This is a genomic window from Mesoplasma coleopterae (genome assembly GCF_002804245.1).
Taxonomy (GTDB): Bacteria; Bacillota_I; Bacilli_A; order Mycoplasmatales; family Mycoplasmataceae; genus Mesoplasma; species Mesoplasma coleopterae.
The window spans coordinates 242,080-268,945 of sequence record NZ_CP024968.1 but is presented as its reverse complement, the minus strand read 5'-3'; the positions used below and the strand labels follow the sequence as shown (position 1 = coordinate 268,945).

The 26,866-nt window shown below is 26.4% G+C and carries 29 protein-coding genes, 1 tRNA gene and 2 other RNA genes; 4 read left to right on the top strand and 28 right to left on the bottom strand.

Features of this window, described 5'->3' with window-relative positions; genetic code table 4:
• Window positions 1–25: 25 nt before the first annotated feature.
• On the bottom strand, window positions 26–769 hold the full coding sequence (locus MCOLE_RS01265) for a hypothetical protein (protein ID WP_100670750.1): 744 nt from the start codon (window positions 767–769) through the stop codon (window positions 26–28).
• A gap of 54 nt (window positions 770–823) precedes the next feature.
• Between MCOLE_RS01265 and MCOLE_RS01260 the strand changes: the two genes are divergently transcribed.
• Window positions 824–908: transfer RNA gene (locus MCOLE_RS01260), tRNA-Leu, on the top strand.
• A gap of 102 nt (window positions 909–1,010) precedes the next feature.
• Window positions 1,011–1,454, top strand: coding sequence for a hypothetical protein (locus MCOLE_RS01255; protein WP_164703807.1), 444 nt, complete (start codon window positions 1,011–1,013; stop codon window positions 1,452–1,454).
• Between the two features lie 10 nt (window positions 1,455–1,464).
• Here the strand turns inward: MCOLE_RS01255 and MCOLE_RS01250 are convergent, their stop codons facing one another.
• The 8 genes from MCOLE_RS01250 to mgtE are packed head-to-tail and all read right to left on the bottom strand — an operon-like array spanning window position 1,465 to window position 9,111.
• On the bottom strand, window positions 1,465–2,088 hold the full coding sequence (locus MCOLE_RS01250) for a thiamine diphosphokinase (RefSeq protein ID WP_100670746.1): 624 nt from the start codon (window positions 2,086–2,088) through the stop codon (window positions 1,465–1,467).
• On the bottom strand, window positions 2,081–2,752 hold the full coding sequence (locus MCOLE_RS01245; RefSeq protein WP_100670744.1) for a ribulose-phosphate 3-epimerase: 672 nt from the start codon (window positions 2,750–2,752) through the stop codon (window positions 2,081–2,083). The genes MCOLE_RS01250 and MCOLE_RS01245 overlap by 8 nt, the downstream gene beginning before the upstream one ends.
• Window positions 2,752–3,648: a ribosome small subunit-dependent GTPase A gene (gene rsgA / locus MCOLE_RS01240; RefSeq protein WP_100670743.1), complete on the bottom strand. Its 897-nt coding sequence runs from the start codon at window positions 3,646–3,648 to the stop codon at window positions 2,752–2,754. Before rsgA ends, MCOLE_RS01245 begins: the two co-directional genes overlap by 1 nt.
• 12 nt (window positions 3,649–3,660) lie before the next feature.
• A complete protein-coding gene (locus MCOLE_RS01235) occupies window positions 3,661–4,827 on the bottom strand; it encodes a serine/threonine-protein kinase (RefSeq protein ID WP_100670740.1) in 1,167 nt (388 codons plus the stop codon).
• Between the two features lie 2 nt (window positions 4,828–4,829).
• Complete coding sequence (locus tag MCOLE_RS01230) at window positions 4,830–5,594, bottom strand: PP2C family protein-serine/threonine phosphatase (RefSeq protein ID WP_100670738.1); 765 nt, start codon at window positions 5,592–5,594, stop codon at window positions 4,830–4,832.
• Window positions 5,595–5,620: 26 nt separating this feature from the next.
• Complete coding sequence (locus MCOLE_RS01225; protein WP_167373847.1) at window positions 5,621–6,973, bottom strand: hypothetical protein; 1,353 nt, start codon at window positions 6,971–6,973, stop codon at window positions 5,621–5,623.
• A gap of 51 nt (window positions 6,974–7,024) precedes the next feature.
• Window positions 7,025–7,696 carry a tRNA (guanosine(46)-N7)-methyltransferase TrmB gene (trmB, locus tag MCOLE_RS01220; protein WP_100670736.1) on the bottom strand — a complete coding sequence of 224 codons (672 nt, stop codon included), beginning with the start codon at window positions 7,694–7,696 and terminating at the stop codon, window positions 7,025–7,027.
• Between the two features lie 8 nt (window positions 7,697–7,704).
• Window positions 7,705–9,111 (bottom strand): magnesium transporter, encoded by a 1,407-nt coding sequence (gene mgtE, locus MCOLE_RS01215; protein WP_100670734.1) that lies wholly within the window; start codon window positions 9,109–9,111, stop codon window positions 7,705–7,707.
• 49 nt (window positions 9,112–9,160) lie between these two features.
• On the opposite strand from mgtE, the gene ssrA reads away from it, so the two are divergent.
• Window positions 9,161–9,572: a transfer-messenger RNA gene (gene ssrA, locus MCOLE_RS01210) on the top strand.
• 40 nt (window positions 9,573–9,612) lie between these two features.
• Here the strand turns inward: ssrA and MCOLE_RS01205 are convergent.
• From MCOLE_RS01205 to MCOLE_RS01145, 13 genes are all read right to left on the bottom strand, one after another.
• Window positions 9,613–10,731: a serine hydrolase domain-containing protein gene (locus tag MCOLE_RS01205; RefSeq protein ID WP_100670732.1), complete on the bottom strand. Its 1,119-nt coding sequence runs from the start codon at window positions 10,729–10,731 to the stop codon at window positions 9,613–9,615.
• 86 nt (window positions 10,732–10,817) lie between these two features.
• Entirely contained in the window at window positions 10,818–13,004 is a 2,187-nt protein-coding gene (locus MCOLE_RS01200) for a PTS transporter subunit EIIC (protein ID WP_100670730.1), read from the bottom strand.
• 43 nt (window positions 13,005–13,047) lie between these two features.
• Window positions 13,048–13,281 (bottom strand): hypothetical protein, encoded by a 234-nt coding sequence (locus MCOLE_RS01195; protein WP_164703805.1) that lies wholly within the window; start codon window positions 13,279–13,281, stop codon window positions 13,048–13,050.
• Between the two features lie 79 nt (window positions 13,282–13,360).
• Window positions 13,361–13,849, bottom strand: a complete 489-nt coding sequence (locus MCOLE_RS01190) for a hypothetical protein (RefSeq protein WP_100670728.1) — start codon at window positions 13,847–13,849, stop codon at window positions 13,361–13,363.
• Between the two features lie 9 nt (window positions 13,850–13,858).
• Window positions 13,859–14,089, bottom strand: coding sequence for a hypothetical protein (locus MCOLE_RS01185; protein WP_100670726.1), 231 nt, complete (start codon window positions 14,087–14,089; stop codon window positions 13,859–13,861).
• A gap of 9 nt (window positions 14,090–14,098) precedes the next feature.
• A complete protein-coding gene (gene smpB / locus MCOLE_RS01180; RefSeq protein ID WP_100670724.1) occupies window positions 14,099–14,548 on the bottom strand; it encodes an SsrA-binding protein SmpB in 450 nt (149 codons plus the stop codon).
• A gap of 19 nt (window positions 14,549–14,567) precedes the next feature.
• Entirely contained in the window at window positions 14,568–16,682 is a 2,115-nt protein-coding gene (gene rnr / locus MCOLE_RS01175) for a ribonuclease R (RefSeq protein WP_100670722.1), read from the bottom strand.
• Between the two features lie 53 nt (window positions 16,683–16,735).
• Entirely contained in the window at window positions 16,736–17,698 is a 963-nt protein-coding gene (locus tag MCOLE_RS01170) for a Gfo/Idh/MocA family protein (RefSeq protein ID WP_100670720.1), read from the bottom strand.
• A 74-nt stretch (window positions 17,699–17,772) separates the two neighbouring features.
• On the bottom strand, window positions 17,773–19,284 hold the full coding sequence (gene rny / locus MCOLE_RS01165) for a ribonuclease Y (RefSeq protein ID WP_100670718.1): 1,512 nt from the start codon (window positions 19,282–19,284) through the stop codon (window positions 17,773–17,775).
• A gap of 92 nt (window positions 19,285–19,376) precedes the next feature.
• Complete coding sequence (gene recA, locus MCOLE_RS01160; RefSeq protein ID WP_100670716.1) at window positions 19,377–20,417, bottom strand: recombinase RecA; 1,041 nt, start codon at window positions 20,415–20,417, stop codon at window positions 19,377–19,379.
• 40 nt (window positions 20,418–20,457) lie between these two features.
• Window positions 20,458–20,925, bottom strand: coding sequence for a CinA family protein (locus tag MCOLE_RS01155; RefSeq protein WP_167373846.1), 468 nt, complete (start codon window positions 20,923–20,925; stop codon window positions 20,458–20,460).
• Window positions 20,926–20,959: 34 nt separating this feature from the next.
• An RNA gene (rnpB, locus tag MCOLE_RS01150) (RNase P RNA component class B) lies at window positions 20,960–21,297 on the bottom strand.
• A 47-nt stretch (window positions 21,298–21,344) separates the two neighbouring features.
• The gene (locus MCOLE_RS01145; RefSeq protein ID WP_100670714.1) at window positions 21,345–21,701 is read right to left on the bottom strand and encodes a hypothetical protein; all 357 of its coding nucleotides are present in this window, start codon (window positions 21,699–21,701) and stop codon (window positions 21,345–21,347) included.
• A gap of 80 nt (window positions 21,702–21,781) precedes the next feature.
• On the opposite strand from MCOLE_RS01145, the gene MCOLE_RS01140 reads away from it, so the two are divergent.
• Window positions 21,782–22,282, top strand: coding sequence for a Holliday junction resolvase RecU (locus tag MCOLE_RS01140; protein WP_100670712.1), 501 nt, complete (start codon window positions 21,782–21,784; stop codon window positions 22,280–22,282).
• On the opposite strand, the gene MCOLE_RS01135 is transcribed toward MCOLE_RS01140, so the two are convergent.
• The 6 genes from MCOLE_RS01135 to MCOLE_RS01110 form a co-directional block, all read right to left on the bottom strand.
• Window positions 22,263–22,802, bottom strand: a complete 540-nt coding sequence (locus MCOLE_RS01135) for a DnaD family protein (RefSeq protein WP_100670710.1) — start codon at window positions 22,800–22,802, stop codon at window positions 22,263–22,265. The two genes, MCOLE_RS01140 and MCOLE_RS01135, sit on opposite strands and share 20 nt — an antisense overlap.
• Before the next feature lie 74 nt (window positions 22,803–22,876).
• A complete protein-coding gene (locus tag MCOLE_RS01130; RefSeq protein WP_100670708.1) occupies window positions 22,877–23,149 on the bottom strand; it encodes an HU family DNA-binding protein in 273 nt (90 codons plus the stop codon).
• Window positions 23,150–23,167: 18 nt separating this feature from the next.
• Window positions 23,168–24,172, bottom strand: coding sequence for an NAD(P)H-dependent glycerol-3-phosphate dehydrogenase (locus MCOLE_RS01125; protein WP_100670706.1), 1,005 nt, complete (start codon window positions 24,170–24,172; stop codon window positions 23,168–23,170).
• A 5-nt stretch (window positions 24,173–24,177) separates the two neighbouring features.
• Window positions 24,178–25,485, bottom strand: a complete 1,308-nt coding sequence (gene der, locus MCOLE_RS01120; RefSeq protein WP_100670704.1) for a ribosome biogenesis GTPase Der — start codon at window positions 25,483–25,485, stop codon at window positions 24,178–24,180.
• A 1-nt stretch (window position 25,486) separates the two neighbouring features.
• Window positions 25,487–26,146 carry a (d)CMP kinase gene (cmk, locus tag MCOLE_RS01115; RefSeq protein WP_100670702.1) on the bottom strand — a complete coding sequence of 220 codons (660 nt, stop codon included), beginning with the start codon at window positions 26,144–26,146 and terminating at the stop codon, window positions 25,487–25,489.
• A 12-nt stretch (window positions 26,147–26,158) separates the two neighbouring features.
• Window positions 26,159–26,854 (bottom strand): hypothetical protein, encoded by a 696-nt coding sequence (locus tag MCOLE_RS01110; protein ID WP_100670700.1) that lies wholly within the window; start codon window positions 26,852–26,854, stop codon window positions 26,159–26,161.
• Between the last annotated feature and the right edge of the window lie 12 nt (window positions 26,855–26,866).

The following is a 26,866-nucleotide window of genomic DNA, read 5'->3' as shown; positions in this document are numbered from 1 at the left end:
CATGCTTAGTTGCATGTGTTTTTTTCTAATAATCTTTTCTGTTTTCTTTAAATGTTGTAATTATTTGTTCTATATCATTAGTTGTAATTACTTGAACTACTTCTTCTTTTGTTCAACCAAATTTTTCTAAGTCTTTAATTAGTTTTTCTTGTTTAAGAAATTGATCAAGATATTCATATTTAACTATAGCATTTGATGTTAAGGTGATTATTTTAAATGTGTTTTTTTCTTCTGGGTTTTTTTTCAATATATTTTTATAAACAAATTTAGTATAACTTTTATAAACTTCTCTTTTATTCACCTCTAATTTTTGTTCAATATTTTTTTTAGAAACTTTTTTATTTTCATTAGTTGAACTTAATTTTGCTAGCTTCTTATCTATTTTTGCTTTTTCAAGTTCTATTTCTCAACTAGCCATTAAAATATTTTTTTCTTCAAAAACTTTTTCATTATCCTCATTCTGTAAAATATCTAAGGATTCTAACTCAGAAATTATTTTATAACTTATAAGCAATGAAAATATATTTAGTGAACACATAAAAAATAATAAATTTGTTATTCCTATTTTTCTTTTTCTGTATGATATTAGATAAAAAATAATAATTGAAATAAAAGAAACGATTGGCAAAATTACTAATATTGCAACAAATGTTTGTTTTAATGATATGCAAACAGCAAGTATAGTAGCTATTATTAATAAGCTAAACAAGATTGTAAATATTACATTTAATATATTTAGTATTAATATTTTATTAGTTTGTTTTTTCATAATACCTCTTTCATTAGAAATATTTTACCAAAAAATGTATTATAATTGTTATATGCCTCCTTGGCGGAATTGGCAGACGCATCAGACTCAAAATCTGACGAGGAAACTCGTATCGGTTCGACCCCGATAGGAGGCACCATTTATAAAAATACTAAGGGTTTTAAATACCCTTTTTTATTTGCTAAAGTATTATTTGTTTTTGTCTAAACTTTTTAATATAATATTAAAAAGAAAAGAGTGAATGGTCATGCCTTGAAAAATTGTTAAAACTGAAAAAGAAGTAGTTGTAACTAAAGATGATTTAGGTTCTTTTAAGGAAAAAGAAGATGCAATAACTGAAGCAAAAAAATTAGCTAGAGAGCATAAATTAGTAGCTAAAATATATGACAATAGAGAGAATACTCATTCGACTGATGAAATGACAATTGACTACACTAGTTTTTTTAATTCTCAAGAAATTCATGAAAGATCTTTGAGTGAATTAAAATTAGCTAAGGCAGAAGTTAATGTTGCAAAACTTGAATTGGAACAAAGAAGAAAAGAATTAAAAAGTAACAAGAATGAATTTGAAAAAATAACTTTTAAGGCTAAAGTTAGAAATGCTAAAATTAGATTTAAAAAAGCTAAATTAAATCTTAAAGCAGCAGAGAAAAGAATTAAACTACAAGAAAAAAAGGAAATTTAAATTCCTTTTTTTATTTTGTTGCTATACATATTATTTCATTATTAGTGTTAATTATTGGATTTTTACTTAATACCATGGCATTAGATATGCAAGTATTTTCTCAAGCTTTTAATTCTAAATTATTACATTCATATTTTAAATTTTTTAAAGTTATTATAGTATCAACTTTTGAAAAGAAACTTATGAAAGTATAAATTTGGAAATTACTAAATTCTAATTCTGTTTTACCTGATGGTATTTTGAAAATTACACTTTCATCATTTATTAATTTAATTCCATATTTAAATATTAGATTTAAAATTGAAAAGTTCATGTCATATCTTTTTGTTGGATTAGCTACAAATAAAATATTAGCTGTTGAAGATATTTTCTTAGCTTTTATTATTGCCATTTCACCATCTAACAAGTCTTTATCCCTTGAAAGTATTTCGATTTTTTTAGAATAAGACTTAATCATCTCCAATTCTTCATCTAATACCTGATCAAAATCTGAAATTGCTAAATCTATTCTTATATTCTTTTCAATCAAATCTAAACATCCGCGTTCAATACCTATTATATAAGTTTGATCATTATTAAAAACACTTAAATCTATTTTAGTTTTGGAAGTTACAATAAGAATATTTTTAATCATGTTTTAATGCTTCAACTTTCTCTGTAAAATTTTCACTTTCAAATAAATAACTCCCTGCGACCATCATTTCAACGCCTGCATTAGCGGCTTTTTTACTTGTGTGTTCGTTAATTCCACCATCAATTTCAATTATGTAGTTAAGCTGATTTGTTTTTTTTAAAGACGCTAAATATTCAACTTTTTTTAAAACTTCAGGTATGAATGTTTGGCCACCAAATCCAGGTTCTACACTCATAATTAAAATATTATCTAATTTTTCTAATCACTCATCTAAAACATGGATATCTGTTTTTGGTGAAACAGCTAAGCTAAACATAATCTTGTTTGATTTGCACAAATCATAAAATTTTTGAGTTTCTTCTCTTGTCATTGATTCGATATGCATAGTCATCATAGTTGGATTGCATTTAATATACTCAACAAAAAAATCTTCAAATTTCTTTGTTTTTACTTTGATCATAAAATGTATATCAATTTTAAACTTACTTGAATTTACAATATCTTTTAATATTTTTGAACCAAATGTTAAATTTGGGACAAAATCATAATCCATTACATCATAATGTATTCATTCAATTTTAGCCAACTCACATCGCGCTATTTCTTTTTTTAAATCAGCAAAGTTTGCAGATAAAAAACTTGGTGCAATAATTATTTCTTTCATTAGTATCTCACCTTCCTGTTTGATATTTCCTCATAAATCTTTTTATAATCTTCATATATAAATAATGGTATATCATTTGCTTCAACCGCATCTTTTACACCACATTTTTTTTCATGAATATGAATACAATCGATAAATTTACAGTTACTATTAAACTTATTTAATATTTTTGAAGTTCTCAAAATATTTTCAACTTCAAGATTAACAAGTTCAAAACTTGAAAAACCTGGGGTATCAGCTATCAAAATATTATCAGGTAAGTTATATATTTTTACATTTGTAGTAGTGTGCTTTCCTCTATTAAGTTTCAGAGATATTTCATTAGTTTTAATTTGATGATCAACTAAATAATTGTTAAGTGTTGTAGACTTACCGGCACCTGTTTGTCCTGTAAAAAATGAAACTTTATCAACTAATTTTAATCTCAAATTTTTTATTTCTTTGTTATATTTTACATTTTCTATATTATCAAGTATAAATACTTCATATCCTATATCTTTGTAAGAATTTACTTTTTGCATTACTTCATCATAAAATTTTGTTTTATTCAATAGTTCATTTTTTGTAAATAAAAGAATTGGTTTTATTTTTTTGGCTTCAATCATAAAAATATATTTATTCAAAATGTATGACGCAAATAGTGGTTCAAATAAAGATGTGACTATAATAACCTGATCAACATTGGCAATTCTTGGTCTATATATTTCATTTTTTCTAGGTATTATTTTTGTTATATTGCCTTTTAATTCTTCGATAAACTCAAATTCTACATCATCTCCGACTAAAGGTTTAGTTTCTTTTTTGACATTACCTTTAATAAATACTTCATATACTTTGTTATCTTTAGTAAGAACAAAACTTATATTGCTATCTATTTGAATAATTTTTCCATTCACAATTTTTACCTCCTATCATATTAAAACAAGTATGAATAAAACTAATATTACAAAAATGCAAACAATTACTGGGACAACTTTTGTATTAATAAAGCTTGATATAAAATTTGTAAATTTCTTATTTTCATTTTCAAATTTTTTAATATTTTCATTTTTATAAGGTTCATTTCTAAACTTTTTAATTGTTATTTTTTCGCCTCTGCCAATTGCTTTAAGATCTTTTGCCACTTCATTAGCTGTTTTGTATCTATCTGCAACATTTTTTTCAAGACATTTCATAATTATGCTTTCTAAACTTTTGTTGATTGTTGGATTGATCGCTGAAGGTAAAATAATCTCTGCAACTAAACTTTGATCTAAAAGATAAGTATTTTTGTCTTTTCTATCTCTATCATTTTTTGGCATAAATAATCTTGAATCATTAATTTTAATTAATTCAACACCTGTTGTTGCTTCATACATCATTACCCCTAATGAATAAATATCTGACTGGAATGATATTTTGTCATCATTTGAAGCATCAGATTCAATATATTGTTCTGGGGATGCAAATCTTGGTGTTCCTGGCGATGAGGGTTTCAATGTTCTTTTAGCGCTTCCTCCCTCATAAACAAATCCTTTAACATGTGAAATTCCGAAGTCTGTTATCTTTATCTTTTTATCTTTTGTTAACAAAATATTACCTGGTTTAATATCACGGTGAATCATGTTCATGTCATGAACACCTTGTAACCCTAAAGCTATTTCACTAAAGTAGTAAATTATTTCTTCAAAAGTTAAAGTACCATCTTTTTCTTTTAACATATCTTGCAATGACTGGCCATCAACATATTCCATAACAATTAATAAAAAATTATCTCATTGAAGGTAATCTTGAATTTTAACAACTCTTGGATTAAATATTTGAGTTGAATATTTCTTAATTTCATCTCTTACTTCTTGCTCTCTCAATCTGTCATTTTCATTCTTAATGTTAGGAACAAACATTAATTTAATAGCTAAAAAATTGTCTTTTGAATAATTCGTTGGATTGCTTAAATCTTTGGCTTTATAGACTAGACCAAATGTTCCTCTTCCTATTTCTTTTATTAACAAGTAGCTGCCATTTATTTTTTTATTAGCAAAATAGTCTTCTGGTATTTGATCAATTCTCGTATATTTTTGATTATTATCTTGCATATCTATTCACCCATCATTTCTACAATTAGCAATGATAAGTTATCAGTTGAAAAATTATTTAATGCATACTCAATCATTTCTTTAGCTTTAGCTTTTAATCTTCTCTTTGAAGTTAATATTTCAGTAAAAGTCTCTGCATCAATGTAGTCATGAACACCATCAGTTGTTAAGACAAAAGTACCTACATTATCAGTTAGCAAATAAGTATCTATTTTTGTATTCTTATTTGGTCCTAAAGCACTTGTTAAAACTTTTCAATATGTCATTTCGTTAAATCTAGGCCCTAAATAGTTTTTTATTTCTTCTTTTCTTTTTTCACGATTATCTTTATCATTTCATAAGTTTTGATCAACTGTTATTTGATTTAACTTACCATCTTTAATTCTGTATGTTCTTGAATCACCAATGTTAACAACAAATGCTTTTTTTCCTACAAAGAGTACAGCAGTTAATGTTGTCCCCATATCATTAGTTTCAAAAAAAACATCAACATGATTTTTCATTTCTTGAATTATTTGTTTTACAGATTCTCTCAATCATTCATTTATTTCATTATCGGACTTTTCTAAAAAAGTAGTTTTTTCAAATAATCTAATGAATGTTTCAACTGCCATCTTAGAAGCTAATTCACCATATGCATGACCACCCATACCATCACAAACAATAGCAAAAAGACAACCTTCGTTGTTTTCAGTGTATCCTAAGAAATCTTGATTTGATTTTCTAACTCTACCTATATCAGTTAGTGATTGAATTTTATATCTCATGCACGATATCCCTCAACTTTTTCTTTTTATATTTTATCATTTTTTCTATATATCTTTTTTAGTTTTTTCAATAATTCAGGCAATAAAATAAAACTAAACATAAATATACTAATTAAAAACAGAATAATTGATTTTAAATATTTACTATGCTTATTTGTTTTCAATTCAGGATTATCATCCGCTTTTTCTCCATCAATTCACGAAGGATTTTCAGTATCAATATTTTCTTTGTTAGATTCACTTCAATTGTTTGATTTTAAAACTAAACTGATTTCTAATTCACCAAATATATTATTGTTATATTTTGGATTAACTTTAACTAATCATTTTTGATCATTAAATTTTTCAAGGAAAAGTATTTCATCAAATAAAAACCTATGTGAACTAAAATTTAAAATTATTAAATTATTTGTAACTGTTGAGTAATCATCAACATAAATTATTTTTTTAAATCCTAAATTATTTATATTAAACTTTTGTATAAATTCTATTTTTATAGTTGGAGATGTTAAAGTATTTAGAAATGAGTCTTTTTCTACTAAATAACTTTTGGCACATTCTATTATAAAAATTTGAACTAAATCTTTATTGACTGATGAAAGTCTTGATAAGTCACTATTAACTAAATTAATTCCTGAAAATAAATAATAAAATACTTTTGAATCAATATTTAATTTATCTAATAAATTAACTAATTCTAAATTTATTTGTTTGTTTATTTCAGCTGCATTTAAACCAATTTTTGTAGGATCATAATAAACAGTAATTTTTGCATTTTCAAACATAGAATAATTAATCTTTGGTACAAGCGAAATAATTATTTTATTAATATTTAATGTTCTTTGTTCAAATATAATTACATTTTTAAGTTCCTCATTGTTTGCTAAATTATTTGAAATTAACGCTGTTAATTGGTAATTTTCTTTTTTGTTTAATTCTGCCATTATTAAACTTTGATAATTAATTTTTCTATTGGTTCCTTTTTGTTGATAAGAATGATTTTGTATGATTACTTTAGAAGCAATGTTTTTATAAATTATGAGTTCCACTGTATTTTTTGTAGAATAAGATTGATTGTTTATATCAACAAGTCTTTCTAAAATTTCAAACTGAATTTTAAAATCAAAATATTCAAACGTATATTTATCAAAATCACTTAAATTAACAACAAATGTATAGTCATAATTTGTTTTTCATAAATGCCCGCTGTTAAAAACATTTTGAACAAAATTTATATTTGTTGAATATTCTTTTGTAGGATATTTAACATGTTGATTACCATTGTATTTTAATTGTTTTTTCTCTGGAACATAGTTAATATTCTCTAGTTGATTAAAACCAAAAATAGTTGATAAAAAAATAAGTATTAAATTAATCATATTTTCACCTCATAAGTTATTAACAAAAAAACTTGGATTTCTCCAAGTTAATTAAAAGGTTTTTTTAATTATTAATTTATTAATGTTTTTTCCAATATTATGAAATTTAGTTTCATATTCAGTTGGAATATTATTTTCTAAAGCAGTTTGATCAGAATATAAATCCGTTGTTTGATAAATTAATTCTCAATTTTTATTTTCTGAAATTTCTTCTAAGGAAAATGAAAATAGACCATCATTATCAGTTTTAAATTCCAAAATTCCATTTGATTTAATAATATTTGCATAGATATCTAAAAAGGTCCTGTATGTTAGTCTTTTTTTAGCATGTCTCGCTTTTGGTCAAGGATCAGAAAAATTTAAATAAATTTTATCAATTGATGATGGTGCAAATATGTCAGACAAATCCTCAGCAAAATCATTAAAATATTTTAAATTAGTCACTTCTCGGTTTTTTTGATTAAACTCTGTTAAAGTTTTTTTAAGTGCAACTCCAACAACGGTCTCTTCTTTTTCCATTCCAATAAAGTTAATATTTTCTTCTTTTAATGCATGATTTGTAATAAAGTTACCTTTACCACAGCCAATCTCTAAATGAACAGGTTGTTTTGTATTTTCAAATAAATCAGCTAAATTAATTTTTGATTCTTTATCTCATTTAATTAAATATTTACTGTTATTTTCTAAATATTCCTTTACCCAAGGTTTATTTCTTAATCTCATATTTTCTCCTAAACTATAATTAATGCAAACCCTATAAATACAAGTACACACAAAATATCAACCAGACTAGTAATTAATGGTGATGATGCAATTGTTGGATCTTTTTTAATCTTCTTCAATAATAATGGCAGTAAAATACCTAATAAGTTAGCTAACATAACAACAACAAGTATTCCAAGTGTTGAAAATAAAATAACCATTCATTCACTATGATTAATTGTTCCACCTTCTTGAACTGCATAAATTATTAGTAATCTAATTACATTTATAAATGCTAATGTAATGCCTAATAAGAATCCAACTAATAATTCTTTTCCAAATATTGTTTTAATTTCTTTTTTATGAACTTGATTTAAGGCTAATGATCTAATCATCATTAGAGATGATTGGTTAGCAATATTTCCTGATACTCCAGCTAAAACAATTAATATTGGAATCATCATAATTACTTCTTTACCCGATGGTAAATCTTTTAAGCCTTCAACTAAATTAAACATTAATAACATAATTACGTGAGTAATTACTCCAATTAGTAATAAAATTGATAATCAAACAACTCTTGACTTGTACATTTTGAAAATACTTGTTTCAAAATAATCTGATTCTACATCATCAGCATCAATTCCTGCAAAATTTTGAATATCTTCAGTTGATTCTTCAACTAATACATCAATAACATCATCAACAGTTATAATACCAACTAATTGTTGATTTTTATTAACAACAGGTAAAGTGTTTATGTCATAACGTTTAAAATAGTTTGCAACTTCTTCTTGGTCCATCTCTACATTAACGTTAACAATTTTTGAATTCATTACTGTTCCAAGTTTTGTTTTTGGACTATTAATTAGTAATTGTTTTAATTCAATTCAACCTAACAATTTATTATGTTCATCAATAATAAATAAGTCATCTATCTCATCATAATCATCATGACGACGTTTAATAGCCTTAATTGCCATTTCTACTGTGTTATCTGCCTTTAACTCAGTAAAATTGATACTCATTATGGCTCCTGCAGTATGTTCTTTATATTTAAGAATATTGTTTAATTCTTTCCTTACATCTTTTGTTGTTGCTTTCAAAATCTTTTTAACAACTTCACTTGGCATTTCGTCAATTAAGTCAATAATGTCATCAGTATAAAGTTCATCCAAGATTTCCTGAATTTCAGTATTAGTGAAAGCTTCAATTATATATTCTTGATGTTCTGAATCTAAGTATGTAAAAATTTCAGCAGCTTCTTCAAGTTCTAATAATCTAAATATTTTTAATACCTTTTTGCTTTCGAATTGTTCCATTGCTTCAGCAAAGTCTACAAATTGGAATTCTTTAGAAATACTTCTTATTTTTTTAACATCTTTTTCTTCTAAAGCTTTCTCAAGCATTTCTTCAATATGATCTAGTTTCAACATAGTTTACCTTTCATGAACTTCTTATTAATATATTGTATAATAAAAATATGGGGATGTCCTGGTTTCGACAGGATACTCTGGTCATATAATAGCAGTGGTGTGGTAGACCATAAGACTTCTAGGTTTGATAAAATGCAAACAAAAACGAAGAAAAAACAAACGAAGTTCCAACATTTATGTTAAATGCTGGACAAGCAAATTACGCTTTCGCTTAATTTGACTTTCAATATAAAAATATAACGTTTGGCAATTTTTAACAGTGTTGGAATCTGTTAATTATTGTATATACCTATTCCAATAGAAATTATGATCGTAATAAATAATTTTGAAACTCAATTACGAATGTTATATTAATCTTTTGATAGTTTTATTTAATATAGCAAATTAGAAAATTATCTAAACTGTAGAATTTATATGATTTGGTATTTTGGACGTGGGTTCGATTCCCACCATCTCCACCATTTATTAAGAAAAACAACCTAGTTAGAAATAACTAGGTTTTTATTTTATTATATTAAGTTCTCTCAAGTCTTTATACACTGCATCAAATAACTCTGTTTGAACAATTTTATTATTACCAGGGTAGCTAGAGCTCAAAAAAGTCATTGTTATATTATTTTTTGGATCGACAAGTCCAGCACTACCTAAAGCACCGTCTCAACCAAACTCACCAATTTCAGTTAAAGGGTGCAAATCATTTTTTAGTCTAACTCTAACACCGTATCCATATGAATAGTCTTTGTTGAATGTTCATTTAAATGAATCTTTTATTTCCTTTAGTTGATCACTTCTCATTAAATCAAGTAGTTCTTTTTCTAAGAATTGAATTCCATTGATTTTTCCATCAATTAAAAAATTTAAAAATTTTGCATAATCACTAGCTGTTGAGAATAAACCGCTTCCGCCTAGTGATGCTAATGGTTGTTTATTTGTAAAAGGCATTAAGAAATGAAAATTATCATTTGCTGTTAATTTATTACCATCAATACTTTTTTTAAAGTCATATACTTTTGTTTTGCGTTCTAAATCTTTAACATAGAATGCCGTATCTTTCATTTCTAATACTGAAAATATATTTTCTTCAAGGAATTCATTAAAAGGTTGATTTGTTACTTTTTCGATAATACCACCAATAATATCAAGAGATACTCCATAATGTCATTCAGTTCCTGGTTCTGATATAACTTTTGACTTGCTGACTTTCTCACAAAATTTTTGTAAGGTTATATTTTCATTTTCAACTAAATCAAAAGCATTTTTAATTTCTTTTCCACTATCAGAATTATTCCAAAAATAAGTTAATCCTGACGTCATATTTAATAAATGCTTAATTTTAATTTTTTCATTAAAGTCAGAATAAAATTTTTTTATTGGTTCTTCAAGTGATAATTGATTTCTTTGAATCAATAATAAACAAGCTACAACAGTCACAGGTTTTGTCATGGAATATAACGCAAATATATTATCTTTTTGAATTTTAATTTCATTTTCCTTATCTGAATATCCAAAGTTTTCAAAATAAATGTCTTCATTATCTTTTGTTATCTTAATAACTAATCCATTAAATAAATTATGATTAATAAATTCCCTTAATTTTATCTGCGTATTATTTCAATTCATATAACCACCTATATTTATATTTATTATTATATTCTTAAAAACAAAAAAAGAGACAATTTATAACAATGTCTCTTTTAGAAATTAAACTATTTTTTTGCTTTTCTTTGTTCATCTAAGATTTTAATCATACGAGGTTTGATAGCTTCTTGTTCACCACCATAAACAACTTGTACGTTTGTTCCTCTAATTAGAGCTCCAGTAGCTCCACCTAAAGAAATAATTCCATCTTTATCAACTAAAGATCCATCTTTAACAGTTAAACGTAAACGACTAGCACATGCATCAACGTCAACGATGTTTGCTTCTCCACCTAAGAATTCAATGATTTTTGTAGCTTTTTGAATTCTTGCTTCTTCAACAGCGTCTTTAGCAGATGCTTTTGAAGTTTTTCCGTCTTCAATTTTGCTTCCATCAACATTTAATCCTTTTGATGCTTTATAATCAGCTTTTGTTGCTAATTGAACATTTGAACTTCCATCACGACCCGGTACCATAACATTTCCGTATTTTACTGCAAAGTAGAATCCGAAGAAGTAAGCAGGTGCCATTGCGGCTGAAACTCCTAATATTGCAAATGCTGATTTAGCTGACATTGCTTTTGATCCAAAGTAAGGGATAACTCCGAATACGATGTAATCAATAAATCCTCCAGAAACAGTCATTGATACGTGAGTTTTGAATAACCCAGCAAATAAGAATGAAATAGCTGCTAAAGGCATATGTACACCATAGAATAATCAAGGTGCTAAGAATAAGAATGTATATTCGATTGGTTCTGTAATACCTGTTAAGAAACAAGTAAAGGCTGCTGAGAAATAAATCCCCATAACTTCTTTTCTGTTTTCTTTAGGTACGTTTAATCACATAGCTAATCCAGCCATTGGTAATCCTAATAACATAAATCCGAATTTACCTGATTGGAATCTACCAATGTTTAATCCTAAAGCTTCTAGATCTGTAAAGTTTAATATATTAATTTTTGCGATAACTGAATATGCCATAGTTTGATCACCCATTGATTTTCATAATTCAGGGAATTGATTAGAAATATTTGTTTTAATAGTTAAAAACGCCTGAGTATGGTCAGTGAAAATATTAGTTATTTTACCATCATCACCGATTGTAACAAGACCTCAAGAAACCGCTGTACCTACATGATTACCAATTCAGATATTCACGAATTCAGTTTGAATTTTAACATATTCATTGTATTTAGCTGATCCAACTTCTAAACCTGCTAAATCATATCTATTAAATGCTTCGGCAATTGAACCACCAGCATTTGTTCATCATAGTGGTGCATAAAATACATGGTGTAGTCCAAAAGGAACTAGTGAACGTTCAGCAATTTCATAGATAAATGAATCTAATCCACCAGGTAAGTCACCAGATGCTGAACCAAATGCAGCTAATCCCATACCAACATATGGTCAGATAAACATAAAAATAAATGATAAAGGAATAACAGCAACGAAAGTTACAATTGGAACCAGTTTTGTTCCACTAAAGAAACTAATTGCTGATGGTAATTGAGTTTGGTGAAACTTATTGTAACATTTGGCCGCAATAGCACCAACAAATATACCTGCAAATACTCCTGTATTTAATGAATTAACCCCAATATTTGATGTTATTAATCCATTAGGAATTTTATTAATTCATAATAATGAATAGTAAACTGATCCAGCTGCGTCAATTAATTCACGATTTGAATTAACTGGAGTGTAAAGATCATTATTTTTTGTAAAATATCCTGTTATATCTTGAAGGTTAAAATCTAGAGTATCTCATTTTATTTCAAATTTATTTTCTGTCCCTTCAATAAGTGAATACAATTGGTGGTAACCTTTTTTACCATCAATAGTTACAAAAATTGAAGAATAATCTGCTTGTTGAGTATGTAATAACGCTGCCTGCATACCATTCATAACTAAGAAACCTACAACAGCTGTAATAGCTGCAATTCCTGAGTCTTTAGTATATGCAAGGGCAACTGAAATACAGAATAGTACTGGTAAGTTTCCAAAACATACATCACCCATTTTATTAAGTAATGAACCAAAGAAATAACCAAAAGTACCATCGACTGAATTTGAAGCAATAGCTGATCCTACACCTAAGAATACTCCCGCAATAGGAAGTAATGCAATAGGTAAAAGGAAAGCCTTACTTAATTTTGAAAGTGTAGGCATAATGTTTCCACAACCCTTTTTGAACATTTCTCAAGAGTTTTTAGCGCTACTTTTTCATTCAATAGAAGAAAAACTTTTCATCTTTTTTTCCCTTTCTTAATTTAGTTTTAAAAGAATACAAAACTTAGACTAACATCATTAGTCCTGAAAACGCCATAACAAATCCAAATAAAGCTAAAAAAATAGGAAAATTCTTTTTAGTAAATTCTCAAATAGTTTGGCTCTCTTTGTTTCGTCTATAAAATTCATCGTGAATTTTTGATCTGTTCTTAACCCAAAAAGCTAACACACCAAAAATCACCATAATAAATAGACCAATAATCATTATAATTAATCCTAATAATTTGTCTGTTTCCATTTTGCACCTCATTATATATTTTTACACAAAAAAAAAAAAAAAAGGTTTTATTTGGGAAATTCTTCCAAACAAAACCGCTTTAAGTGTTAAATCCTCTATTTTTACTTCCAGTTATTTTAATTCACTCTTCTTTTTTAACTTTTGAATTTATTTCTTCAAGTTGCACAAAGAATATTTCTTTAACTGTTTTTTTATTTTCTTTCATGTAATTATTTATAATTTCAAACTTATTTTCAATTATTTTTAAAATTAATTCTTTTGATTCACGTTTATAATCATCAGTCTCAAATATGTATATGGGCAGGAAAAAATCATTTTTTTCAACTTTAGCAAATGTTAAAGCAAATATACCTTTGTTAATATCAAAAGTTTGATCAAATTTAATTGCCTTTTTGTTCATAAATAATTCATTTCAAACAATTGAAGAAGAAGTTGTAGAATGTTTTCTTTTTAAATTAAAGCCTGACAAAAAACCTCAACAAGCAATAATTAACGCTACGATAAATACTACTATTAAAATTGCTATTCCTCAAGATGGGAAAGAATTTATATTTGTGTTATTTTCCATTTTACTCCTTTAGATTAAAAATATTAATCCTGTAATTGCTAATACTAAACCAAATAAAGAAAGAAAAAGTGTAAAATTTGTTTTTGTAAATTCTCACATACCAATATGTTTTTTTTCAGTTAAAAATTCATCAGACTTTTTAATAGTTCTTTTATAAAATAGTGCTGCTAAACCAAAAACTATAAAAAATGCTAAACCTATTAATAAAATAATTAATCCAATAGTTTGTTGTCTATCCATATTCTTCTCCTAATATTTATATTTACGCATTTCTTTTCTTTCACTATCTCTTTTTTTAATTGTTTCTCGCTTATCGTGCATTTTTTTACCACGACCAAGACCAATTTCTAATTTAGCATAGTTACCTTTTAAATAAAGTTTTAAAGGCACTATAGTCAATTTCTCTAACATTACTCTTTTTAAAATTTTATTTATTTCTCTTTTATGTAATAATAATTTTCTTGTTCTTAAAGGATCAATACCCTTCACAAAATTTGCATAATCGTATTTTTTTATATTTGCATTTATTAAGAAGGCTTCTTTTTTTCTTATAAGAATAAAAGCCTCAGCAATATTTGCCTCATGGTTTCTAATTGATTTGATTTCAGGACCGTAAAGTTCGATTCCTGCTTCTCAAGTTTCAAGTATTTCATAATTAAATCTAGCTTTCTTATTTAGTGCAATAACATGCTCACCCATAAAAAGAACCTCCTTACTTTTATTTAACTAAAATAAAGTCAATTTTTCTTTTTCTTATATCAGCACTTATAACTTTAATTTTAACTTTTTGTCCCATTCTGTAGAATGTATTATCATGCTTAATTAAAATTTTATTTGTTTCATCATAAACTATGTTTGGTTCTAGATTTGAAATATGGACTAAACCTTCAACCATATTATCTAGTTGCACAAAAATACCAAATTTTAAAGCTACCGATATTGTTCCTTCATATATATTACCGATTTTATCACTCATGTACTCAACTGTACATGCTTTGACAACTTCACGTTCACAATCAACACTAGTTGTTTCAGTTTCGTTAATAATAACTGATGCTTTCTTAACAAATGCTTCATTTATTTCCAATGCTTTTTTATCATAATTTTTATTAATTACATATTGTTTTAAGTATCGATGAACAATTAAGTCACTGTATCTTCTGATTGGAGAAGTAAAGTGAGTATAGCATTGACTTGACAATCCAAAATGACCAATATTTTCTAACTCATATTTAGCTTTAGCCATATATCTTAGAAGTGATAAGTTCAATAACTCTTCTTCGATAGGATCTTTTGTTTGTTCGCTAATGCGTTTTAATGTCTTATTGATATTTAAAGGATCTAGCATTTCTGCTGGAGTTAATTTAGGGTCAATCCCGAATGATTTAAGTGATTGATATCAAGTAATTAAATCTTCTTCATCGGGTTTATCATGATTTCTATAAATAAATGGCAATTCCATTTCATAAACTATTTCAGCAACTGCTTCATTTGCACTAACCATAAATTGTTCAATTAATTTTTCAGATTCACCTGTTTGTCTTGCCTTAATTTCAATAACATTACTATTTTCATCCATTATAACTTTTGGTTCACGTACATCAAATGTAATAGTTCCACGCTTTATTTTAACCTGTTCAATTAATTTAAATAATTCAATAGCTTGATCAATCATTGTTTTTGATTCATCACAATGATTCCAAGATTTGTTTGCGATATATTCATTAACTTCATTATAATTTAATCTCACTTTTGAGATCATAATTGTTTCATAAATTTCTTTACTAATCATAATTCCATTTTTATCAAACTTCATTTCACATGCTAATGCAAATTTTTTAGTATTAGGATTTAATGAACATAAATCATCACTTAAAATTTTTGGTAACATCGGTAAAACTCTATTTGCTAAGTACGTAGAATTCCCTCTTATTAATGCCTCTTTATCTAGTGGTGTTTTTGGTTTTACATAATGGCTTACATCAGCGATAGCTACATATAATTTAAATTCACCATTATCTAATTTTTCAACACATATAGCATCATCCAAATCTTTTGAATCAATACCATCAATTGTAACAACCATTTTTTCAAGTAATGAATGTTTCATTCTTCTATTAATTTCATCGACTTCTTTATCAACAGCAATATTAACTCTTTCTGCTTCTTTTAAAGTTGCTTTTTCAAACTCAGTTCTAATTTCAAATTCTTCTGCTATTGATAAAATTCTGTCACTTGCTTTTCTAGCATCACCGATAACTTTTTTTAATCTAACAAACATTAACCTATCTTTAACTGAAATTATTTTTGCTTTAACTATTTGATATTCTTGAATAGGAAATTCTTGTTTATTCAAAATTCTAATTCTAAATCCAGTAAAGGCTTGATCACTAGGAATAAAGTCTAAAAATTTACCATCATAACTTCTAACTATTTCACCAATTAAAAACTCTTTAACTCTTAAACATAATTCTAGAATTTCAGCTCTTGTTTTATCTTGTTCTTTAATAACTTTAAATATAACTTCATCACTATCAAAACACCCGTTCAAACTAACTGGTGGTACAAAATAAGCTTCTTCTTCTGGCTGTAATACGTCATTAACAAATCCAAAACCTTTTGGATTCATTCTTAAATTTCCTTTTTTGTAACTTCCTCCCAATAAATAAATATTTTTTTCAATTGTAAGCGCTATTGCATTTTCTTCATTCAATTCATTTAACACATTTTCTAATATAGGAAAATCAAAATAGTTTAGCTTTGAAGCTAAACTGTTTATTGATATCATCTCATTATTTTCTTTTACTATTTGTAATATTATTTCTTTATTCATACTAATAATTATAAAGTATTATGAATTATTTACTTACATCTTTTAGAATTAACCTAGTTAATGTTTTCAATAATTTCAAGGACTCTTATTGTTTCGATTGTTATATCAAGTCAATAATTCATTTTTTCAAAATCTTTATTCATTATTAAATTAACAAAATCTCTTATTTCATATCACATTGCGTTACTCTTAGAAATTTTAATATTAAGAGGTGCAACCCTTAAAATAGAATTATTAATTGTAAATTCATCAATTGAAGTAATATTTTTAATTTCAATATTTTTGTCTTCAGCAAATATTTGTGAATTTATTGATTGAAAATTATTTTTTGAACATGTTATTGAAGTGATTATTCCATTATTGTGAAGTAAAATTGAATGATTTAAGATTCCTACTCCATTTTTCAATCTAAGATTTACAGCTTTAACATCTCTAACTTTTCCAAATAGTTTTATTGCTAGTTCAACAGGATAAACATTTAAATCAAATGAAGATCCTTTACCTAAATTAAAATCAAAAACCGAATTAAATATTTCATTTTTAACATCATTCATTCTGCTTGAATACTGATTTAAATTAAAAACCGCTGAATTAACATTGTTATTTTTAATAAAGTCTTCTAATATTTCTATTTCATCAATGTGAACTGACTTTGTTGCCTCCATTAGTATTACTTTATTTTTATTTGCTAATTCTTTTAATTCCATAATTTCTGTAGGTTTAAAAGTTGCAGGCTTTTCTAAAATAACATTTTTAAAATTATTTAATAAAAGTTTAGTTTGTTCATAATGTAAACCATTTGGAGAAGCTACATAAACAAAATCACAATCAGATTTTGCAAGTTTATTTAAGTCAGTAATGATTTTTGTATTAATATAATTTATTTCACTTAAAAACTTAGCTGCTGTTTCATATTTTCTACTATAACAAATAGTATATTCAAGCTCTGTAAATTCTCTTGTTGCTTCTAAAAATTCCTTAACTATTCATCCTGTTCCAATTGTTGCAAATTTCATAATATTACCTTCATTTTTCTTATTTATATAATTTTAAAACTTTTAGACAAACAAAAAAAGGTTAAGCAACCTTTTTAATTAAATATTAAGATTTCTCTTTTTTCTCTAATAGCCGTAATTGTTATTTCTCCTGGAATAATAACACTATTTTTTAAGTCATTTTTTAGAGTTTCCAATATTCCTGCAAGATCTTTATCATCAGTTGTTACTGGATCAACAATAACTCTAATTTGTCTTCCTGCTTGGAAAGCATAAGTTTTTGATATACCTGGAATCTTATTACCAATTTTTTCAATTTCTTTCATTCTTACAATGAAATCTTCAATTGAATTATTTCTAGCTCCAGGCTTTGAAGCACTGATAGCATCAGCAATAGCTACAATAACAGCTATTTCGCTTTCTTTAGCTACGTCTTCATGATGAGCTTCTATTGAATTAATAATTACATCTTCTTCGCCATATTTTCTTGCTGCTTCAACGCCTAAGAATACATGACTTCCTGTTTTTTCAAAATCTATTGCTTTACCAATATCGTGTAATAATCCTGCGCGTAAAGCTTGTTTAGCATTTAACCCAAGTTCAGATGCGATACTTGATGCAATTTTTGCAACTTCAACAGAATGCAGTAAAACATTTTGACCATAACTAGTTCTATATTTAAGTTTACCTACTAATTTAACTAACTCTTTATCCATATCATGAATACCCAGTTCGTCCATTACTTGATAACCTATTTCTAAAATTGTTTGATCAATTAATATCTCCTGATTTTTTAATTCTTTTTCAATTTTTATTGGTTGAATTCTTTTATCAATTAATAATTTTTCTAAAGTTTTAGTTGCAATTTCTCTTCTAATTGGATTAAATGACGAAATTGTAACAACTTCAGGTGTATCATCGATAATTATTTCAACTCCAGCTAACTGTTCAAAAGTTTTAAGGTTTCTACCGTCTTTACCAATAATTCAACCTTTAATATCATCGTTTGGAAGCTTAACTAAATTTGTTGTTTTTTCATTAACAATATCAGTTTTAAATCTTTCCATTGCAGATAATATAATACTATTTGATATTTCTTTAGCTCTTGAATGAGCTAAATTTTCTGCTTGTTTTATTTGACTCACGATTTCGTATTGAATTTTTGATTCAACATTTTTCATCAACTCTGCTTTAGCTTCAAAACTTGTCATATTACTTATAACTTCTAATCTTTTAATAAGTTCTTCTCTTCTATCAGAATAATCTTTTATTCTTTTATCTAAGTCTATATTTTTAAGATCAAGAGTTTCTTGTTGCTTATTAATAATAGTTCTTTCTTTGATTAATAAGTTACTTTCATTTTCAATATTTTGTTTAGCTATCTCTAATTTATTTTTTTCAAATTGAAGTTTATCTTCAAATAACTTTTTTTGTTCATTTATTTCTCTATATGTGTCTGAGAGAATTTTTTTTCTTTCATTTTTAGCTTCTTTAATCTTTTTTGCATTTAAGACTTTTTGTGATTTAGAAGTCAATATATAAAGCAATGAGCATAGTGTTACTACAAAGGCTACTGAAACAATTATCAGTCCTATAATAGTTCCCATTTTTACTCCTTATTTAAGTGTGTTGATTAGACACATATATATTATACTTTAAAATAAACGCTAAAAAATTATAGTTTTTAAATAAGATATATTTATGCTTTTTCAATGTACTCTTTTAATTCAGTTTCAATTTTAATTGCTTTTTCTGGATTTTTGCTTAATCATTCTTTAACAGCATTCTTACCTTGACCTATTTTTTCTTTTTCATAAGAATATCAAACGCCTGATTTGTCTAAGATATTATAAAGAGTTGCTAATTCAATTATTTCATTAGTGCGTTCTATTCCTTTGTCGTATCCTATAGTAATCAATGTTTGTTTAAATGGTGCTGCTACTTTATTTTTAACAATTTTAACTTTCACCTTATTAGCAACTACTACACCATTTTCGATTAATGATTCACCTTTTCTAACTTCTACTCTTAAAGTTGAAAAGAATTTTAATGCTCTTCCACCAGTAGTTGTTTCTGGGTTACCAAACATTATTCCAATTTTTTCCCTTAATTGGTTAATGAAAATAACTGTTGTTTTTGATTTTGAAATTGCTCCGTTTAGTTTTCTCAATGCTTTTGACATCATTCTAGCTTGTAATCCTATTGATTGTTCAGACATTTCACCTTCTAATTCAGTTTTAGGTACTAAAGCAGCAACTGAATCAACAACAACTAGACTTACTGAATTTGATTTCACTAGGGTTTCTAATATATCCAATGCTTCTTCACCATATGATGGTTGACTAACAAGTAGATTATTAACATCTACACCTATTTTTTTAGCATAATTTAAATCAAGTGAATGTTCAGCATCTATAAATGCTGCAACACCCTCTTGTTTTTGAGCTTCTGCAATTGCGTGTAAAGCAAGTGTGGTTTTACCAGATGATTCAGGACCAAATATTTCAACTACTCTGCCTTTAGGATAACCACCAATTCCAATTGCTTGGTCAATTAAAAATGAACCTGATGAAATAACATCATGATCCATATCATCGCCCTCATTGTAAACTACCAATGCTTCTTTCCCATAATTCTTTTCAATTGTTTTTAAAGCTGATACTAGAGCTTCATTTTTTCAAATATCGTTTTTATTACTCATTGCTTTTGAAGCTCCTTCTAATGTTCTTGTATTATTCATGTTATTTACCTCCAATAAATTATTAAGGTAAATTATCTTTTTATTTCACAAAGTTCAAAAAAAGATTTAATCCTACAGTTAAACCATTTTCTTTAAATTGCTTTCTACTCATATTATTTTCTTGAATTTTAATAACTTTATATTTTGTTTTAGAACAAACACAAATATAAGCTAATCCAACTTCTTTTTTTTCCATTGCAATAGGTCCAGCATTACCTGTAAAACTAATTGAAAAATCTGAATTAGTTAATTTTAAAGTTTTTTGTGCCATTTCAATCGCACATTCTTCTGACACAACACCATATTTTTTAATAATTCGTTCATTAATACCAACTATATATTGTTTAAATGAATTTTGGTAGCTAACAAAAGAACCTACATAAACTTCACTAGCTCCTGAAATATTTGTTATCTCATTAGCAAACATTCCTCCTGTGAAAGATTCACAAGTTGAAATAGTTTTATTATTTGTTTTTAAATAATCTACAAGTTTTTCCATTGTTTTCATAATTCACCACAAACTATTAAAAAATATGAGATTTTACTATAACCCACGTTTTGTACCTTTCGGTGTCAATCATCTATCTAGGATATAATCCTCCTGGTTCACATTCATTTCTGCTCTCCAAGTTCCTTTACCAAAATTTAAGTTTCTTACTTATGGGGTTTACCGCGTTCCATTTCAAGGTTTCCCTATACTCGTCTCTGTGGCACTTCATAACATCACCATAGCAACAAAGCCTTAGGTTAGTTATGCCGTCAATACCTGTGTATTGCCTAGACTTATTTTTTCGTCTAGCATAATCACTACAACCATCTCAGATTGTGCAAGCGTGGAGTTTCCTCTACATTTTTTTAAATGCAGCGATTGACCATAAAATCTCATATATTATTTTATCTTATAATCTATTAACTTATAATATTTAATTATTTATTTTCCAATTTTTCTAAAATTTGCTTCATTGTTTTTTCTAATGTATCAATTTGCTTTGCTTGTTTAACAAAGTCAGAATTTGAAAAACGTTCTTTTGTTAATTTATCAATTTCAGCACTTTTAGAAATGAACATTGCATGATAAGCAGATGACTTTTCTTCTAGATTAGCAATATTGCTATTTTTTTCTTCTATAACTTTATTTAGTCGTACTAATTCTTCTTCATAGAATTTCATTTGAACAATAATTTTATCTAGTAAATTATCAACACTTTCAACTTTATACCCTGGAAATTCACTAGGAATTTTTTCGTGTAAAATCTCATCTGCTAATATAATTTGTTTTTTCATAAGTACCTCCAATATTTATTATTTATTTTATCATGTAATTTAAAATAAAAAATCTATTAATACTAATATGAGGTGATTAAATGAATCCAATTAAAAATCAAGGAATGTTCCTTGAAACACTTTTAAATATTACACATCAAAAATATATTGATAATAATGATTGTGTTGTTTCAAAAATACCAACTAATATACTTCCAATTAGTACAAAAAATAATCAAATAACAAATGCAAAATTTAAAAATAGTATTAATTGTGATTACATTGGCGTTTATAAAGGCATTTACTTTGAGTTTGAAGCTAAAGAAACTTATAAAGATTACTTTGATTTTCATCTGATACGAAAAAATCAAAATGAAAAAATGAAATTAGTTACAAGTAATAAAGGCATAGCTTTTTTAATAATTTACTTTGGTAATTATGAAGAGTTCTTTTTAGTTAACTATTTAACTTTGATTGCATGAGTTAATAAAAACAAAAAAACCATTCCATATGAATGATTTTTGGATAATGCATATCAAATTTACTTAGATAGTGAGTTTAAATTAAATTACTTGCCCAAACTTAATTTTCTAATCAATTAAATTTCAGCGATTTCTCAATTTTGTTTGAATATTTTCCGATTAGTTTAAGGAAAGTCTCATAATCGCTTATTTTATGTTTATATAAAATGTCTAACACTTGTTGTCGTGATATCGAAGTTTGTAAAATATCTTTCAATTCTTCAACTTGAGGAATAGTAAATTTTCAGCCAATTTCTTTTTCGATTGTTTGAATAAAATATGTTTCTCCTTTTTTAATTGATTCATTTTCAATTAATAAAACTATTTTTAAAAATAACTGACTAAAGTCTATTTCTTTAGGTTTGATCTTAACAAGTCTTTTATCAACTAAATCTTGTAACTCAACCTCAATTGTATCAATAGAAATATTCATAAATTTAGATAATTTTAAAGGTGTAATCATTTTTTTATTTTCATCACTAAACTGCATTGTTAATAAAACTATCATCACCTGATTTTCATTCATTGAAATCTTTTTATAGTTTTCTAATAATAATTTATGTTTTGAAATTAATCCTTTTGCTAGTAATTCTATAAGCATAATTACACATCCTTTTTTCGTATATGTATTTTATTTTAATTTAAAAATTAAAAAAAGTAAGCATATACTTACTTTTAGTTTAATTTTTCTTTTAATTGTTTAGCTGCTTTAAATTTAGCTGATTTTGAAGAAGCAATTGAAATTTTTTCACCTGTTGAAGGGTTAATACCTTCTCTTGCTGCTCTTTCACTAATTGCAAATTTACCAAAACCCGCGATTGAAACTTCATTTCCTGAAGATAATTCTTCGATGATTAAATTGAATAATGAGTTTACTACTGATTCACATTCAACTTTTGAAATGTTTTCATTAGCGATGATTTCATTAATTAAGTCTTTTTTTGTCATATTTTCTCCTTTAATTTTTTAAACTAATTTCACGTCTCTAAAGACATTATTTAAAAGTGAAATAGGCTTAACATTATTATATAAAATATTATATATTATTTCAAAAAAATTCATGTTAATTTCATATTTTATACCTATTTCATGGGCTATTCTGGCTGTTTCTACCCCTTCAACAGTTAATTTAAACGATTCTAAAGCTTTTTTAGCATCATTTAATTCAACAATTGTTTCACCTAATCTAAAATTTCTAGATTTTTTACTTGATGCAGTTAATATTAAATCACCTAATCCAGCAAAGTTTAAAAATGTTTCTAGCTTAGCTCCAAAATGTTTTCCAAACTCATACATTTCATTTAATCCTAACGTCAATAATGTAGCATGAGCATTATCCCCTGCATTATATGCTTTAAGAATTCCGCCACCAATTGCAATTGAATTTTTTAATGCCGCTGATATTTCACAACCGGCAATATCAGTTGTTGGATACATGTAAAAGTACTCATTTGAAAATACATCACATAGTTCTTTAGCTTTTTCAATTGTTTCTGACGCAATCATTATAGCGGTAGGTTGACGATCAACAACTTCAATAGCAATTGAAGGACCATACAAGGCTGAATATGATCCTAAAACGTTTGATTCTTCAAAGTATTTTTTAATTTTATCTGAAAGTAAACCTAAATTCTCTTCATCAAGACCTTTTGCTGTATTAATTATATCCATTGGTTTTTTCGCATATTTAATAATATCATTAACTACATGTTTGATTGCTGTTGTAGGAACTCCCAAAATTAAAATATCAGTATTCTCTAATGCTGCTGCCATTGAATTAGTAGCTCTAATTTTTTTGTTTATTTTTTTGTTATCAAAGAAAACTGAGTTTTGATGATAAATATTAATATCGTCAACTTGTTGTTCAACAATTCCATACATAATAACATTATTATCATTATCAGCTAGTACATTTGCTAATGCAGTCCCATAAGCTCCTGTTCCGATAATTGTTATATTTTTTTTACTCATAGTTTTTATTTCCTTTCTCTGAAAATAATTGACATTGGCACACCTTCAAACCCAAATTGAAGTCTTATTTGATTCTCTAAAAACCTTTTGTATGAGAAATGAACATAATCCGGATTGTTAACAAATAAAACAAATGTAGGTAAATATGCTTCAACTTGTGCACCATAATAAATCTTTAATCTTCCACCATTAAAGTTTGGTGCAGGATTAATTAATTGTGCTTTATTTAAAACTTCATTGAATACTGATGTTTTAATTTTTTTATCAAGGGCTGTTCTAATGTCTTCAACTGCAGTAAATATTTTAGTTATTCTAGTTTTATCATGTGCTGACACAAATAAAATTTTGGCATAGGCTAAATATTTAAAGTAAGCTCTTATTTCATCTTCCTTTTTTAATATCTCTTTTTCTTTATTTTCTACTAAATCTCATTTATTAGCAATTATTATAATCGGTTTTCTTTCTTCAAAAGCTAATCCACCAATATTTGTATCTAAATCACTAATTGGTACTGATGCATCTAACATAAGTAAAACAACATCACTCCCATTAATTGTTGTTAATGATCTCAAGTAACTGTACTTTTCAACGTTTTGAAAGATCTTAGATTTCTTTCTAATACCTGCAGTATCAATAAGTGTATATTCAATATTGTTTACTTTAACAACTGAGTCAACTGCATCCAAGGTTGTACCAGGTATATCACTAACAATCATTCTTTCTTCACCAATTAATGAGTTAACTAATGAAGATTTTCCAACATTTGGTCTACCTATAATTGAAACTCTTGTTCTATTATCTTTATTCATTTCTTCATTTGAAGGCATTTGATGAATTATATCATCTAATAAATCTCCAGTTCCAATACCATGAGTTGCACTTATAAGAATTGGTTCGCCAAATCCTAGACTCATGTACTCATATTGATCAAAATCACTAGTTTTTTTATCATATTTGTTTACCGCTAAAACAATTGGCTTTTTTGTCTTGTATAAAATTTTTGCAATCATTTTGTCTTCATCTGATAAACCTTCTTGATGGTTCAATAAAAAAACAATTACATCAGCTTCTTCCATCGCTATTTCAGCTTGAACTTTAATCTCTTTAGCAAATGGTTGATCTTCAAGTGTTATACCACCAGTATCAATAACAATAAATTCTCTTGTTAATCATTCTGCTGTACCATAGATTCTATCTCTAGTTACACCTGGTGTATCTTCAACAATTGATTTTTTTTCTCTAATTATTCTGTTAAATAGCGATGATTTACCAACATTTGGCCTTCCTACTATTGCTACAATTCCCTTTTTCATTTTATTTACCTTCCAATTCTTTTATTTTATCAATAACCATATTAACAACGTCTTGGATTGGAATATTTGAATTATCAATTAATCAAGCATCATCTGCTTTTTTTAATCCATTTTTAAAGTCTTGTTCATCTCTGTTAATTATCGAATTTTTTATTTCTTCAAAATTATTATTTTTAATACCTAATCTTTCATTCTGATTAAATCTTCTTTTAGCTCTAGCTTCAACACTTGAATCTAAATAAATTTTTAAATCTGCATCAGGTAATACAACAGTTGTTATATCTCTACCTATTTCAATGTATCCACCACCAGTTACCATAGCTCTCTGAGCTTTTATCATAAACTTTCTTACTTCTGGTATTGGAGTTACATAATTAATAAATTCGACTATGTCATTTTCTTGAATTCTTTTTTCTACTTCTTTTCCATTTAAATGAGGCTTACTATTTTTAACTGAAAAGTCGAAAATATTTAATGCGTCAATAATTTGTTCTTTATTTGTAAAATCAATTTTTAATTCTATACAAAGCAAAGTAAATGCTCTATACATTAATCCTGTATCAATAAATTCATAACCTATTTTTTTAGCGACTGCATTAAAAGTAGCCGTTTTTCCACTACCAGCAGTCCCATCAACAGCTACAATAATTTTCTTATTCATATTAACCTCCTTCTAAATAGAAAAAATGATTATTATTCCTATTAAACCAACTAGAGTAAATCCAGCAAAAACAAAAGCAAATACTTTTGTGTTTATTTTAAATCTTTTTTTGCTCTGAGTTAAATTGTGCATTTTTTCTCTTTGATTATTTCTAATATCATGAATTAATGATTTATTTCCCTCAATTTTTTGAGCAATTATTATTTTTTCTTGATTACTTAAAAAACTTTTAGCTAGAGTTTGATTTTTATCCCCTGCATAGTTTGTTCTATATGCTTCACTGTTATTTACTCTATCTAAAAATTCTCTATTTTTTTCATTTAATGAATTCAGCAAATCTTCCAATTCTTTTTTATAGAATTCTTTTTCTTGAAACATAATTTCACTTTTATTATTACCATTGCTGCTTGACTCATAACTTTGAATTTTCTTCAACTCATCGAGTGAATCATTTAACTGACTAATGATTTCATAATTGAAATGCTTTATTTCAGGATCATGTTCTAAATGAAACTTAACATTATCAATCTCTTGATTTAAAACTTTTTCAACTCTTGTGAAAAAATCATGATCAATGTTTTTCAAGGTCTCCAAAGAAGAACTAACTAGTGAATTCATAGCTAAAATATCTCTATTTTCAACAGACTTCTTATTTATTTCTTTTATTTGGTCTTTATGTAATTCACTTCTTGATAATTGCTTATCCATGTTAATTCCTCC